We start from the raw sequence: 14,499 nt of genomic DNA, 5'->3' as shown, positions 1-14,499 counted from the left end.
CGGCACGACGAGCGGCTACCCGCTGACGCGGGCGGCGAGGTCGGTGCCCACCTCGGCCGTCGACCGTACTCGGGCGCCCCGCTCGGCGAGGTCCGCCGCGACGGCGCGCTCCACCCGGGCGGCGGCGTCGTCCAGACCCAGGTGGGCGAGCAGCATGCTCACCGAGAGGACCGTCGCGGTGGGGTCGGCCTTGCCCTGACCGGCGATGTCGGGCGCGGACCCGTGCACGGGCTCGAACATCGACGGCGACGTCCGGTCGGGGTTGATGTTGCCCGAGGCGGCGAGGCCGATGCCGCCGCAGATCGCGGCCGCCTGGTCGGTGATGATGTCGCCGAACAGGTTGTCGGTCACGATGACGTCGAACCGCGACGGGTTGGTCGTCATGAAGATCGTCGCCGCGTCGACGTGCAGGTAGTCCGTCGTGACGTCGGGGAACTCCGCGTTGACGCGCTCGACGGTCCGGCGCCACAGGTGGCCGGCGTGGACGAGCACGTTGTGCTTGTGCACGAGCGTGAGGTGCTTGCGGGGGCGCGCCTGGGCCCGGGCGAAGGCGTCGCGGACGACCCGCTCGACGCCGAAGGCGGTGTTCACGCTGACCTCGTTGGCGACCTCGTGCGGGGTACCCACCCGGATGGCGCCGCCGTTGCCGACGTACGGCCCCTCCGTGCCCTCGCGCACCACGACGAAGTCGATCTCCCCGGGCTCCGCCAGCGGCGACCGCACTCCGGGGTACAGCCGCCCGGGCCGGAGGTTGACGTAGTGGTCCAGCTCGAAGCGCAGGCGCAGCAGGAGGCCGCGCTCGAGCACGCCCGACGGCACGCCGGGGTCACCGATCGCGCCGAGGAGGATCGCGTCGTGCCGGCGGATCGTGGCGAGGTCCTCGTCGGTGAGGGTGTCCCCCGTGGCGTGCCACCGGCGCGCGCCCAGGTCCAGCTCGGTGGTCTCGACCGAGACGCCGGACCCGGCGACGGCCGCGTCCAGGACGGCCAGCCCCTGCTCGACGACCTCGGTCCCGATGCCGTCCCCCGCGACGACGGCGAGCTTCACGATGCGTGCCATGCCCGAGACCCTAGCCGAACCGTCCCACGACCCGGGACGCGGATCCCGCCATCCGGACGATCCGTGCGCTCACGGGTGGAGGACGACGAACCTCTCGACGACCAGCTCGACGTCGTCGTCCGGGACGGTGCCGAGCGAGTCGCGCAGGGCCGCGGCGGTGTCCTGGCGCCACGCGGCGACGTCGTCGTCCCCCGTCTCCGCCCGCACGAGCGCCGGGTCGACGTCGCCGAGCCGGACGACGTCCACCGCCGTCGTCCGGAGCAGGGCCCGAGGACGCCCCGCACCGTCGGCAGCGATCCAGAGGTCGTCCACCTGCGGCAGCTCGGCCCCGTGCGCCTCGAGCTCGGCGAGCGGCGCGCTCACCGCCGTCACGGTGCCCCCGAGCACGAGGGCGAGCCGCGCGTCGGCGAGGTCAGGGTCGGTCGCGAGCCGGCCCACCGGCGGTGGCACGGTCGCCAGCACGCCCTCCCCGACGACGGCGCTCAGCCGCGCGAGGCCGGCGCGCGCCCTCGCCACCTCCCAGAAGCGCTGCAGCTCGGCGGCGCGCTCCTCCTCCTCGGGCGTGAGCGGCGTCAGCTGCTCGGCGGAGGTGAGGTCCTCGGGGTCGCTCATGACGTCAGTCTCCCCCACGTGGCACCGGTCGGGTCGCGGACCCCGTGACGACGGCGCCGTGCGCGGTCGGACGTGCTTCGGGACACTGGTCCGGTCACCACCTGAGGAGGCCCCGTGGGCGCGCCCGTCGAGGAGCACCATCCCGGTGCGCACGCACACGAGCCCGACGAGATCCCGCCGCGCGGCTGGTGGCAGGTCCTGGTCCGCGCGCTGCAGCAGTCGGCCGAGGACCGCGTCCCGCTCGTGGGCGCGGGCGTCGCGTTCTTCGCCTTCCTCGCGCTCTTCCCGACCCTCATCGCCGCCGTGCTCCTCTACGGCCTCGTCGCGGATCCCGGCGACGTCGACCGCCACGTCGGGAACGTCGCCGCGGTCCTGCCCAGCTCGGCGGCCGAGCTCGTCACCCTCCAGATGCGGGACCTCGTCGCCAAGGACGCGGAGGGCCTGTCGATCGGCTTCGTCGTCTCCATCGTCACCGCCCTGTGGTCGGCCTCCGTCGGGGTCGCGAACCTCATCACGGCGGTGAACCTCGCGTACGACGAGACGGAACGGGTCTCCTTCGTCAAGCGACGTGGGATGGCGCTGCTCTTCACCGTGGGCGCGATCCTCACGTTCACGCTCCTGGTCGGCCTCGTCGCCGTCGTCCCGTTCGCGGTCGACACCACTCGGGTGTCGCCGGTGGTGGTGAGCGCGGTCCGCTGGGTCACGCTGGCGCTCGTGTCCGCGGTCGTGCTGGCGGTGATCTACCGCTACGCCCCGGAGCGGCGCGCCCCACGGAGCTCCTGGGTGAGCGTGGGTGCCGTCGTCGCGACGGCGATCTGGGTGCTGACGTCCCTGGGGTTCTCCGGGTACGTGCAGTGGTTCGGTTCGTACACGGAGACCTACGGCGCCCTGGGCGGCGTCATGGTCCTGCTGCTGTGGATGTGGCTGACGAGCATGGCCGTGCTCCTCGGCGCCGAGCTCAACGCCGAGGCCGAGTACCAGACCGACGAGGACACCACCGTGGGCCCCGACCGACCCCGCGGCCGCCGCGGCGCCGTCAAGGCGGACACCGCCGTCGGCCGCCCGGACCCGCCCGGCCTGCGGACCGGCGTCCCCCGGCGGTGACCTGCTCGTCGGCGCCACGGCCGGCGTCCGCTGCATCCGGGCGGGCGGGTGGCGCCGTAGTGGTGGCAGGGCCCGTCGGGCCCGCGGGCAGCGACCCGCACCGCGCGCGCCACGAACCGGAGGAGCAGGGTCCATGCGTCACCGTCGTCTGCTGTCCTCCCTCACCGACGGCGACGTCGTGCTGACCGCGTTCATCCCGACGGACCGACCTGGGCAGACCGCAGATCGCCCACGGCACCAGCGAGGTCCTGCTCGTCCCGCTCGCCTGAGGCAGGAGGACGCAGCGACCCGCTGAGCACCGTGCGGGGCGGGGGTGTCCTGACCACCCCCGCCCCGCACGTCTGCGGGATCGCTGTGGGCGACACCTCCGGTCCTCGTGAAGATGACGCCCCGAAGCGCAGCGAGGCCCGGTGCAACCCAGTGCGCCGTCAGAACGGTCAGCGGGCGGCGCTTCCCTCGGTGCTCATCGCTCGGGAAGCACCACCCTTGCCGTCGCGGGCCGCTCCTGCGTCGCGGACCACGACGTCAGCGGGCGGCGCTTCCCTCGGTGCTCATCGCTCGGGAAGCACCACCCTTGCCGTCGCGGGCCGCTCCTGCGTCGCGGACCACGACGTCAGCGGGCAGCGCTTCCCTCGGTGTAGTCGGAGTCCGCGTCCTTGATCCACGCGAACATCTTCCGCAGCTCGCGACCGGTCGTCTCGATCGGGTGCTGCTGACCCTTCTCACGCAGCTGCTGGAACTCCGGGGCACCGGCGTCCTGGTCGGCGATGAACCGCTCGGCGAAGGCGCCGCTGCGGATGTCGGCGAGGACGTCCTTCATGTTGTCCTTCACCTCGGGCGAGATGACGCGCGGGCCGGAGACGTAGTCGCCGTACTCGGCCGTGTCGGACACGCTCCAGCGCTGCTTGGCGATGCCGCCCTCGACCATGAGGTCGACGATGAGCTTGAGCTCGTGCAGCACCTCGAAGTAGGCGACCTCGGGCTGGTAGCCGGCCTCGGTCAGGACCTCGAACCCGTACTGGACGAGCTGCGACGCGCCGCCGCACAGGACGGCCTGCTCCCCGAAGAGGTCGGTCTCGGTCTCCTCGGTGAACGTGGTCTTGATCCCACCCGCGCGCAGTCCGCCGATCGCCTTCGCGTAGGACAGCGCGAGGTCCCACGCCTGCCCGCTCGCGTCCTGCTCGACCGCGACGATGACCGGCACGCCGCGCCCGGCCTCGTACTCGCGGCGCACGAGGTGGCCCGGGCCCTTGGGGGCGACCATGAGGACGTCGTGGCCCTCGGCGGGCTTGATGTAGCCGAAGCGGATGTTGAAGCCGTGGCCGAACACGAGGGCGGCGCCCTCGGCGAGGTTGGGCTCGATCTCCTCGCGGTAGATGTGCCGCTGGAACTGGTCCGGCGCGAGGACGACGACGACGTCGGCGCCCTTGACGGCCTCGGCGACGGTCGCGACCTTGAGGCCCTGCTCCTCGGCCTTGGCGCGGGAGGGGCTGCCCTCACGCAGACCGACGGTCACGTCGACGCCCGAGTCGCGCAGGTTCAGCGAGTGCGCGTGGCCCTGGCTGCCGTAGCCGATGACGGCGACCTTGCGGCCGGCGATGAGGGACAGGTCGGCGTCGTCGTCGTAGAACAGCTCTGCCACGGGGGTGTCTCCTTGTGTCTGGGTGGTGGTGCAGGTGTGGGGGACGGCGCGGGCGGCTCCGCGGACCCGCCGTCAGGCGGACGGTGCCGCCCGGCACGTCGGGTCAGGCGCTGCGCGCCACGCGCTCGAGGGCTCGGTCGGTGATGGACCGGGCGCCGCGGCCGATGGCCACGGTGCCGGACTGGACGATCTCCCGGATGCCGTACGGCTCCAGGGCCGAGAGCAGCGCGTCGAGCTTGCCTGGGCTGCCGGTGGCCTCGATCACCACGGCCTCCGGGACGACGTCGACGACGTGCGCCCGGAACAGCTGGACGATCTCCAGGACGTGCGTGCGCGTCGAGGCGTCGGCGCGGACCTTGACGAGCAGGAGCTCGCGCTGGACGGACGCCTCGGGCTCGAGCTCGACGATCTTGATGACGTTGATGAGCTTGTTGAGCTGCTTCGTCACCTGCTCCAGGGGGAGCTCGTCCACGTCGACGACGACGGTGATGCGCGAGATCTCCTCGTGCTCCGTCGGGCCCACCGCGAGGGAGTGGATGTTGAACGACCGTCGCGCGAAGAGGCCGGCGACCCGCGTCAGCACACCGGGCTTGTTCTCGACGAGGACGGAGAGCGTGTGCCTGCTCATGCTGCACCTTCTTCTTCGGTGGACGGGAGCCCGGACGCGAGCGCCGCGTCGAGCAGTGCCTGGACGTGCAGGGCCGTGCTGTCCAGCACGGGGACGGGTGACAGCGCCTGGTCACCGGGCAGCAGCATCGCGAGCTCGGTGCAGCCGAGGACGACGGCGCCCGCGCCCGCCTCGACGAGACGCCCGATGACCTGCCGGAACGCCTCGCGCGACTGCGGGCGGACCTGCCCGAGGACGAGCTCGTCGTAGATGACGCGGTGGACGAGGTCCGCGTCCTCGCCCTGCGGGACGATCGTGTCGATGCCCCGCGGTGCCAGCCGCGCCGGGTACAGGTCCGACCGCATCGTGTAGGCGGTGCCCAGCAGTGCGACCCGCCGGACGCCGAGCGCAGCCGCGGCCTCGGCGACGGCGTCCACCACGTGCACCACGGGCAGGCCGGAGCCGCGGGCGACGTCGTCGGCGGCGAGGTGCATGGTGTTGGCGAGGATCCCGACCAGCTCCGCGCCGGCAGCCCGCAGCGCGGCGCCCTCGGCGGCGTACCGCGCGCCGAGCGTCGCCCAGTCACCCCGCTCCTGGAACGGGACGAGCTCGGCGAAGTCGACGGAGCGCAGGACGAGGTCGGCCGAGTGCAGGCCGCCGAGCCGGTCACGCACGCCCTCGTTGAGCTGCGCGTAGTAGTGGGCCGACGACTCCCAGGAGGTGCCGCCGATGAGCCCGATCCGCCGCACTCAGTCCTCCCGGTCCCAGGCGGGGCTGATGCCGCGGGCGTACTGGATCTCGTCGTTGCTCACGCCGGCGGCGACCATCGGCCACACCATCGCGTCGCGCGAGACGGTGAAGTCCACGACGACGGGCTGGTCGTCGATCTCCATGGCCCGCTTGACCGTGGCGTCGACGTCGGCGGGGCTCTCGCAGCGCAGGCCCACGCACCCGTAGGCGTCTGCGAGCTTGACGAAGTCCGGGATGCGCACCGTGCCGTGGCCGGTGTGCAGGTCGGTGTTGGAGTAGCGGGACTCGTAGAAGAGCGTCTGCCACTGCCGCACCATGCCGAGCGAGGAGTTGTTCACGACCGCGACCTTGATGGGGATCTCGTTGATCGCGCAGGTCGCGAGCTCCTGGTTGGTCATCTGGAAGCAGCCGTCGCCGTCGATGGCCCAGACGGTCCGGTCGGGGTCGCCGACCTTGGCGCCCATGGCCGCCGGCACGGCGTAGCCCATGGTCCCCAGGCCGCCGGAGTTCAGCCACGAGCTCGGGCGCTCGTAGCGGATGAACTGCGCCGCCCACATCTGGTGCTGACCCACGCCGGCGACGTAGATCGCCTCCGGGCCCGCGATCTCCCCGAGGCGCTGGATGACCCGCTGGGGGGCGAGGTGCCCGTCGTCGGGGTCGGTGTAGCCGAGCGGGAAGGTCTCGCGCCAGTCGTCGATCTGGCGCCACCACGCCTCGAGGTCCGGCTTGCCGTGCTGGGCGTGCTCGCGGGTGAGCTCCGGGAGCAGGTCGGCGATGACCTCGCGCAGGTCACCGACGATCGGCACGTCCGCGCGGCGGTTCTTGCCGATCTCCGCCGGGTCGATGTCCGCGTGCACGATCGTGGCGTGCGGCGCGAACGACGAGAGCTTGCCGGTGACGCGGTCGTCGAAGCGGGCGCCCAGAGCGACGATGAGGTCGGCCTTCTGCAGCGCCGCGACGGCCGGGACCGTGCCGTGCATGCCCGGCATCCCGAGGTGCTGCGGGTGGGAGTCAGGAAGCGCGCCGCGCGCCATGAGCGTCGTGACGGCCGGCGCGCCGGACAGGTCGACGAGGCGCCGCAGCTCGGCGCTCGCACCCGAGCGGATCGCGCCGCCACCGACGTACAGCACCGGCCGGCGGGCCGTGGCCAGCAGCCGTGCGGCCTCGCGGATCTGCTTGGCGTGGGGCTTGGTCACCGGGTGGTAGCCCGGCAGCTCCACCGACTGCGGCCAGGTGAACGTCGTCTGCGTCTGCATGGCCGACTTCGCGATGTCGACGAGGACCGGGCCGGGGCGGCCGGTCCGGGCGATGTGGAACGCCTGCGCGATCACCTTGGGGATCTCGTCGGGGTCGGTCACGAGGAAGTTGTGCTTGGTGATCGGCAGCGTGATGCCGACGATGTCCGCCTCCTGGAAGGCGTCCGTGCCGATCATCGAGGCGCCGACCTGGCCGGTGATCGCCACCATGGGCACCGAGTCCATGTTGGCGTCCGCGATGGGGGTGACGAGGTTCGTGGCGCCCGGTCCGGACGTCGCCATGCAGACGCCCACCCGGCCGGTCGCGTAGGCGTACCCCGAGGCCGCGTGCCCGGCGCCCTGCTCGTGGCGCACGAGGATGTGGCGCAGCGCGCTGGAGTCCATGAGCGGGTCGTACGTCGGCAGGATGGCGCCGCCGGGGATGCCGAAGACCACCTCGGTGCCGGCCGCCTCGAGCGAGCGGACGATGGACTCGGCGCCGGACATCGGCGTGCCGGCCGCGACGACCGACGCGGGGGCCGTGGAGGCACCTCCGGCCGGTCCACGCCCCGGGACGACGGCGGGCCGTACGTCCGCGGGCGTGACGGCCGGCTGCGGCCGGGCGGTCTCGGCGGCCGGACGGCCGCTCCCCGTGGGCGGGGCCTGCGTGCCCTGTGCCATGTCGCTCTCCCTGGTGGTGCGGGTGGTGCGGGTGGTGCTGCGGTCGTGCCGGTGCCGCGGGGGCCCCGACATGAAAAAGCCCCTCCGCCCGTCAGGTGGGCTGCGAGGGGTCGGCGCGCGGACGATGCCTGGCTGGCGGTCGGCCGGCGCCTAGGCGAGTACTACGAGGATCGTCTGCACGTCCGGCAGCCTACGCCCGCGTAGGTGCTGTGTCACGCAGCGACCCGCCGGTCTCACATCGTGGTTCACGTGTCCATCATCCGGCCACGCGGTGGGAGCAGGAGCGCGCCCGCTCCCACCGGTGGCGAGGGCTCAGCCCAGGACGGCTCCCTTGGACGCCGACTGGACGAGCTTCGCGTACTTGGCGAGGACGCCCCGCGTGTAGCGCGGGGGCAGGGGCTCCCAGCCCTGACGGCGGCCGACCATCTCCTCCTCGTCCACGAGCAGCTCGAGGGTCGCGTTGCGGACGTCGAGCCGGATGCGGTCGCCGTCCCGGACGAAGGCGATGGGACCGGCGTCGACGGCCTCCGGCGCGACGTGGCCGACGCACAACCCGGTGGTGCCGCCGGAGAACCGGCCGTCCGTGAGGAGGAGCACGTCCTTGCCCAGGCCCGCACCCTTGATCGCACCGGTGATGGCCAGCATCTCCCGCATGCCGGGTCCGCCCTTGGGGCCCTCGTACCGGATGACGACGACGTCGCCCGCGACGATCGTGCCGTCCTCGAGGGCGTCCATCGCGGCACGCTCGCGGTCGAAGACCCGCGCGGTCCCCTCGAACACGTCGGAGTCGAACCCCGCGGACTTCACCACCGCACCCTCCGGGGCGAGCGAGCCGTGCAGGATCGTGATGCCCCCGGTGCGATGGATCGGGTTGTCCAGGGCACGCAGGATCTTGCCGTCGGGGTCCGGCGGGTTCACGTCCGCGAGGTTCTCGGCGACCGTCTTGCCCGTCACCGTCAGGCAGTCGCCGTGCAGCAGGCCGGCGTCCAGCAGCGCCTTCATGAGCACCGGGACGCCGCCGATGCGGTCCACGTCGTTCATGACGTAGCGCCCGAACGGCTTGAGGTCGCCCAGGTGCGGCACCTTCTCCGCGACGCGCGCGAAGTCGGCGAGCGTGAGGTCGACCTCGGCCTCGTGGGCGATCGCCAGGAGGTGCAGGACCGCATTGGTGGACCCGCCGAAAGCCATGACCACGGCGATGGCGTTCTCGAACGCCTCCTTCGTCATGATCTGCCGGGCCGTGATGCCGCGGCGCAGGAGCTCCACGACCGCCTCGCCGGAGCGCTGCGCGAACTGGTCGCGCCGGCGGTCCGCCGACGGCGGCGCGGCGGAGCCCGGCAGGGACATGCCCATCGCCTCCGCGACCGAGGCCATGGTGTTGGCGGTGTACATGCCACCGCACGCGCCCTCACCCGGGCAGATGGCCCGCTCGATGCGGTCCACGTCCTCCGTGCTCATGAGGCCCCGGGCGCACGCGCCGACCGCCTCGAAGGCGTCGATGATCGTGACCTCCTTCTCGGTCCCGTCGGAGAGCTTGACCCAGCCGGGAGCGATGGAGCCCGCGTAGAGGAACACCGACGCCAGGTCCAGACGGGCGGCCGCCATGAGCATCCCCGGCAGCGACTTGTCGCAGCCCGCCAGGAGCACCGAGCCGTCGAGGCGCTCGGCCTGCATGACCGTCTCGACGCTGTCCGCGATGACGTCCCGGCTCACCAGGGAGAAGTGCATCCCCTCGTGCCCCATCGAGATGCCGTCCGACACCGAGATCGTGCCGAACTCCAGCGGGAAGCCCCCGCCCGCGTGGACGCCGTTCTTCACGGCCTTGGCGAGCCGGTCCAGGGAGAGGTTGCACGGCGTGATCTCGTTCCACGAGCTCGCGACGCCGATCTGCGGCTTGGCGAAGTCGCTGTCGCCCATGCCGACGGCGCGCAGCATGCCGCGCGCGGCGGTCGCCTCCAGACCGTCGGTCACCTGGCGGCTGCGGGGCTTGATGTCGACGGCACCGTCGGGGGTCTGCGTCATGGCCGGAGTCTAGGACCGCGACCACGGGGCGCACCGGAGCGGCCGCAGTGCGGACCGACAGCCGTCGACCGCGCCGGGGCGCCCAGCACGCCGGGCCGTCGGCTGGTCCGCGTCAGTCCCGTCCCTGCCAGGTGCACACGCACGCCTCGTTGCCCTCGGGGTCGGCGAGCACCCAGAAGGCGGGCGCGCGCTCGTCGCCGACGACGCGTCCGCCGGCGGCCACCGCCTCGGCGATGCGGCGCTCGGCGAGGTCGTGCGGCACGTCGACGTCCACGTGCAGCCGGTTCCGCTGCGGCCGGGGCGCATCCATCTGCTGGAACCAGACCGTCGGGCCGGTCCCGGCCGGGTCCACGAGCTGCCCCGGCCGGTGCGGGTCGTCGACGTAGCCCAGGACGGCGCGCCAGAACGGCAGCACGGCGGGGATGTCGAGGGCGTCGACGGCGATCTCGAGCATCCGCGGTGCCGTGACGTCGGCCTCGAGGCCCGCCTCGTCGGCGAGCGCGCTGATGCGCCGCGCCAGCGCGATGTCGCGGTCGGTGAGCCGGCCGACGTCGTGCGAGACGAGGGTGAGCGTCACGGCCGGGTACCGCAGCACGACGTCGGGGTGGTGCCCCGCCTCCTCCGCCGCCTCGGTGACGCGCGACACGAGCTCGGCACCGCGCACGAAGCTGCCGGTGCGGAACGTGGCCTGGAGCCGGCCGAGCACGACACGCCAGTGGCGCGGGTCGACGGCGGCGGTGACGTCGGCGTGGGAGAGGTCCATGCCGTCATGGTCGCACCGCGGGGGGCGGTGCTCACCCCTGAGGGACGTACGTCACCTGCTCGACCGTCACGCTCGCCGTGGTGGGCCGTCCCGTGCTGGTGGCGTAGACGCCGATCCAGAGACCGAGGAAGCCCCCGGTGGTGACGCTGTCGAGCCACCGCCCGTCCGCCGTGGCGACGTGGACGGGCTCCGCGCCCTCCTCCTGGACCAGGAGCGCGTAGTCCTGGCCGCGCGCCGAGACGCTGAGGCGGACGCGGTCGCTCCCACCGTGAACAGGCACCTCGCCCAGCACCGTGCGGGACCCGTCGTCGACCCGGACGGCGACCGCTCGCCGCTCCTCGCCGCCGGTCACATGGAGGAGCACGTGCTGCTTCTCGGACTGGCGGACGGCCAGACCGACCTCGTCCTGCGGCCCGGGTCCGGCCACCAGGACCGCCGAGACGTCGACGTCGCGGTGCTGCTGACGCAGCCCCAGGAATGCCGGCACGTCGAGGTCCGCGAGCGTGGCCGGCCTGACGGGCAGCTCCCAGCCCTCGCCATGAGGGACCGCGACCTCCTGCGGCAGCGCACGCACGGCGGTCCAGCGGAGGTCGTGCGCTGCCACGACGCCTGAGGTCGCGCCGTCGTCGGACGCCGTGACGGCCGCGGGGACCTCGACCGTCGGGGTGACCCGGCCCGTCCCCGGCGCGAAGAGCGGCCAGCCGTCCTCCCACGTGACGGGCACGAGGAAGGTCTCCCGGCCGAGGTTGTAGTGGTACCCGCCGTAGGGACGCATCCCGAGGAGCACCGCCCACCAGGAGCCGTCGGCACCCTGGACGAGGTCGGCGTGGCCGACCCCGACGACGTCGGCGCTGCGGCCGAGGTCGCGATGGGTCAGCACCGGGTTGGCCCGGCTGCCCTCGTACGGGCCCGTGACGGTGTCCGCCCGGGCGACGCACACGGCGTGGTGGATCTCCGTGCCGCCCTCGGCGGCGAGGAGGAGGTAGCGGCCGTCGACCTTGTACAGGTGCGGGCCCTCCGCCCAGACGGCGCCCTTGAGCGCGCCGGTCCACAGGACGTGCTCCGGTCCGACGAGCTCCCTCCGCTCCAGGTCGAGCTCACGCAGCCACACCTCGGTCTGGTGGAACCACTCGGGCTCACGGGCGAGCCGTGTCCCGTGGACCCACGCACGGCCGTCGTCGTCGAAGAAGATCGACGGGTCGATGCCGTCGGCCTCCAGCCAGACGGGGTCCGACCACGGACCGGACGGGTCCTGCGCCGTCATGAGGAAGTTGCCACCACGGGAGTCGTCGCCCTGGTCGACGAGCGTGCAGACCAGCCAGAACAGGCCGCCGTGGTGCCGCAGCGTCGGCGCGTACAGCCCGCCGGACGAGGCGATGCCCGTGTAGTCGAGCTGCCCGGGCCGGTCGACGACGTGGCCGATCCGCTCCCAGTGCGCGAGGTCACGGCTCCGGAAGACCGGTAGGCCCGGGAGGTACTCGAACGTCGAGGTCACCAGGTAGAAGGTGTCCCCGACGCGGCAGATCGACGGGTCCGGGTGGCAGCCGGGCAGGATGGGGTTGCCGACGCTCGTCACACCCGGGCCCGATCGACCTGGACGGTCCGCGGGTCCAGCAAGGAGACCTCGTGGAGGTCACCGACGATGGCGACGACCGCGCGCGGCGTCGCGGTGCCCGGCACCGACAGCCCCTGCCGTTCCCGGCTGGGGATGGCCCCGCCCGTCGTCCCGTCCGTCGCCGAGCCGTCGTGGGACGCACCGGCGTGCGAGGCCGCCCAGACCTGGACGTCGCCCGGCTCCACCACCCGGACCATGCGGCGGTCCGAGAAGGCGAACCGACCGGTGGGGACACGGAAGGTGAGGCGCACGGACTCCCCCGGCGCCAGCGTGACGCGGGCGTACCCGAGGAGCTGCTCGACGGGTCGCGTCACCGTGCCCTGCACGTCGTGGCCGTAGAGCTGGACGACGTCCGACCCGGCCACCGTGCCGGTGTTGGTGACCGTGACGGCCGCGTCGAAGGCCTTGCCGGCGGCGACGGACCGGTCCACCGCGAGGTCCGCGTACGTGAACGCGGTGTACGACAGCCCGAAACCGAACGGCCGGGTCGGGGAGGAGTCGGCCGACGTCACGTCGGACGGCCCGCCGAGCACCGGGTGCAGGTAGGTGTACGGCTGGGCACCCGTGCTGCGGGGCAACGACACCGGCAGCCGTCCCGACGGGTTCACGGAGCCCGTGAGGACGTCGGCGATCGCCGCGCCTCCCTCCTCACCGGGGAAGAAGGCCTGGAGGACGGCCGCCGGAGCGGGTCCGTCGGCGTCGAGCGCCCACCCGACGGCGTACGGGCGACCCGTGACGAGGACCAGGACCACCGGGGTCCCCGTCGCCACCACCGCCTCGACCATGCGTCGCTGTGCCCCCGGCAGGTCGAGGGACTCCGCGTCGTTGCCCTCGCCCACGGTCCCCCGACCGAAGAGCCCGGCGTGGTCGCCCACGACGACGACGGCGAGGTCCGCGCCGGAGGCGGCGTCGACGGCCTCGTCGAACTCCTGCTCGTCGCCGTCGACGGTGCAGCCCTCCACCACGACCAGCTGGGGTGCGGGGAGGCCCGCGGTCGCGAAGGCCGCCGGAAGGGCGTCCGCCACCGACGGGATGTCGATCCCCGCCGCGACGCCGGGGTGGTGCGGCAGGACGTGGTTGACGAAGGAGTAGCACCCCATGAGTGCGTCGGCCCGGGCCGCGTTCGGTCCGATGACGGCGACGCGCGACGGCGGCGTCTCCCATCCGCCCAGCGGCAGCGTCCCGTCGTTCGCGAGGAGGACGACGGACTCCTCCGCGAGCCGCCGCGCCAGCGCACGGTGCTCCGGGGGGTCGAGGTCGACCGCCCGGGGTGGCTCGTCCTCGAACGCGTCGGGGTCGAGCAGGCCGAGGTCCTCCTTCTGCTGGAGCGCGCGGAGCACGGCGCGGTCCACGTAGGCCTCGGCGAGCGCCCCGGACCGCACCTGCTCGGCGAGCGGCTCCAGGTACGCGTCGCCCGTCGGCAGCTCCACGTCGATCCCGGCGCGCAGCGCCTGTGCCGCTGCCTCGCCCCGGTCGGCCGCCACCCGGTGCATCACCTCGAGGAACGCCACGGCGAAGTAGTCGGCGACGACCACGCCGTCGAACCCCCACCGCTCCCGCAGCAGCTCCGTCAGGAGCTCCTCGCTCGCCGCCACGGGCACGCCGTCGAGCTCGGCGTACGAGTTCATGACCGACCGGGCGCCGCCCTCGAGGACCGCCATCTCGAACGGCGGGAGGTAGACGTCCGCGATCTCGCGGGGTCCGGCGGCCACGGGCGCGTGGTTGCGTCCGGCGATCGACCCGGAGTAGCCGGCGAAGTGCTTGAGCGTGGCGTGCACCCCGCTCTCCTGGAGCCCGCGGACGTAGGCGGTCCCCACCGTGCCGACCAGGTACGGGTCCTCCCCGATGCACTCGTCGACCCGCCCCCAGCGCGGGTCGCGGACGACGTCGAGGACGGGCGCGAGGCCCTGGTGGACGCCCAGGGTGCGCATCGAGCCGCCGATGGCCCGGCCGACCTCGCGCACGAGCTCCGGGTCGAAGGACGCGCCCCACGCCAACGGCGTCGGGAAGGTCGCGGCACGCCACGCCGCCAGGCCCGTGAGGCACTCCTCGTGGACGAGCGCCGGGATGCCGAGACGCGTCTCGCGCTTCAGCCTGCGCTGCTCCGCCCAGAGCCAGCCGGCCCGCTCCACAGGGTCGACGGGACGGGTGCCGTACACGCGGGTGTAGTGGCCGATCCCGTGCTCGGTGACCTCACGCAGGAGACCCGGGTCCTTCTGCCCCGAGGCCATCTCGGACTGCATCGGGGCCACGGTGCCGTTCTGGTCGAGCCAGTAGCCGACGATCTGGGCCAGCTTCTCCTCGAGGGTCATCCGGGCGTGCAGGTCTCTGACGCGGTCGGACACCTGGGGCATGGCGGGGGGTTGGTCCACCGGGACGTTCTCCTTGTCGAGCACAGGGCGAGGGGCG

Annotated in this window: 11 protein-coding genes; 1 reads left to right on the top strand and 10 read right to left on the bottom strand. The window is 73.3% G+C overall.

Annotated features, from left to right (window positions below; all coding sequences use genetic code 11):
* Nucleotides 1-15: 15 nt before the first annotated feature.
* Complete coding sequence (locus LG379_RS06520; protein WP_225753772.1) at nucleotides 16-1,059, bottom strand: 3-isopropylmalate dehydrogenase; 1,044 nt, start codon at nucleotides 1,057-1,059, stop codon at nucleotides 16-18.
* Between the two features lie 69 nt (nucleotides 1,060-1,128).
* The gene (locus LG379_RS06515) at nucleotides 1,129-1,671 is read right to left on the bottom strand and encodes an ASCH domain-containing protein (protein WP_225753771.1); all 543 of its coding nucleotides are present in this window, start codon (nucleotides 1,669-1,671) and stop codon (nucleotides 1,129-1,131) included.
* Nucleotides 1,672-1,785: 114 nt separating this feature from the next.
* Here LG379_RS06515 and LG379_RS06510 point away from each other — a divergent pair, with 114 nt between their 5' ends.
* Complete coding sequence (locus LG379_RS06510) at nucleotides 1,786-2,775, top strand: YihY/virulence factor BrkB family protein (RefSeq protein ID WP_225753770.1); 990 nt, start codon at nucleotides 1,786-1,788, stop codon at nucleotides 2,773-2,775.
* Nucleotides 2,776-3,388: 613 nt separating this feature from the next.
* On the opposite strand, the gene ilvC is transcribed toward LG379_RS06510, so the two are convergent.
* The 8 genes from ilvC to LG379_RS06470 form a co-directional block, all read right to left on the bottom strand.
* Nucleotides 3,389-4,417, bottom strand: a complete 1,029-nt coding sequence (gene ilvC / locus LG379_RS06505; protein ID WP_225753769.1) for a ketol-acid reductoisomerase — start codon at nucleotides 4,415-4,417, stop codon at nucleotides 3,389-3,391.
* A gap of 103 nt (nucleotides 4,418-4,520) precedes the next feature.
* Entirely contained in the window at nucleotides 4,521-5,045 is a 525-nt protein-coding gene (ilvN, locus tag LG379_RS06500) for an acetolactate synthase small subunit (RefSeq protein ID WP_225753768.1), read from the bottom strand.
* A complete protein-coding gene (locus LG379_RS06495; protein ID WP_225753767.1) occupies nucleotides 5,042-5,773 on the bottom strand; it encodes an aspartate/glutamate racemase family protein in 732 nt (243 codons plus the stop codon). The genes ilvN and LG379_RS06495 overlap by 4 nt, the downstream gene beginning before the upstream one ends.
* The gene (locus LG379_RS06490) at nucleotides 5,774-7,690 is read right to left on the bottom strand and encodes an acetolactate synthase large subunit (protein ID WP_225753766.1); all 1,917 of its coding nucleotides are present in this window, start codon (nucleotides 7,688-7,690) and stop codon (nucleotides 5,774-5,776) included. It lies immediately after the preceding gene.
* 312 nt (nucleotides 7,691-8,002) lie between these two features.
* On the bottom strand, nucleotides 8,003-9,712 hold the full coding sequence (gene ilvD / locus LG379_RS06485) for a dihydroxy-acid dehydratase (protein ID WP_225753765.1): 1,710 nt from the start codon (nucleotides 9,710-9,712) through the stop codon (nucleotides 8,003-8,005).
* Between the two features lie 112 nt (nucleotides 9,713-9,824).
* Entirely contained in the window at nucleotides 9,825-10,475 is a 651-nt protein-coding gene (locus LG379_RS06480) for a VOC family protein (RefSeq protein WP_225753764.1), read from the bottom strand.
* A gap of 31 nt (nucleotides 10,476-10,506) precedes the next feature.
* Nucleotides 10,507-12,051 (bottom strand): glycoside hydrolase family 43 protein, encoded by a 1,545-nt coding sequence (locus LG379_RS06475; RefSeq protein ID WP_225753763.1) that lies wholly within the window; start codon nucleotides 12,049-12,051, stop codon nucleotides 10,507-10,509.
* A complete protein-coding gene (locus LG379_RS06470; RefSeq protein WP_225753813.1) occupies nucleotides 12,048-14,444 on the bottom strand; it encodes a glycoside hydrolase family 3 N-terminal domain-containing protein in 2,397 nt (798 codons plus the stop codon). The genes LG379_RS06475 and LG379_RS06470 overlap by 4 nt, the downstream gene beginning before the upstream one ends.
* Nucleotides 14,445-14,499 lie beyond the last annotated feature (55 nt).

The sequence above is a fragment of the Actinotalea sp. Marseille-Q4924 genome (genome assembly GCF_916618755.1).
GTDB lineage: Bacteria > Actinomycetota > Actinomycetes > Actinomycetales > Cellulomonadaceae > Actinotalea.
Note: the sequence above shows the minus strand (reverse complement) of the source record. Positions and strands in the feature narration are given on the sequence as shown.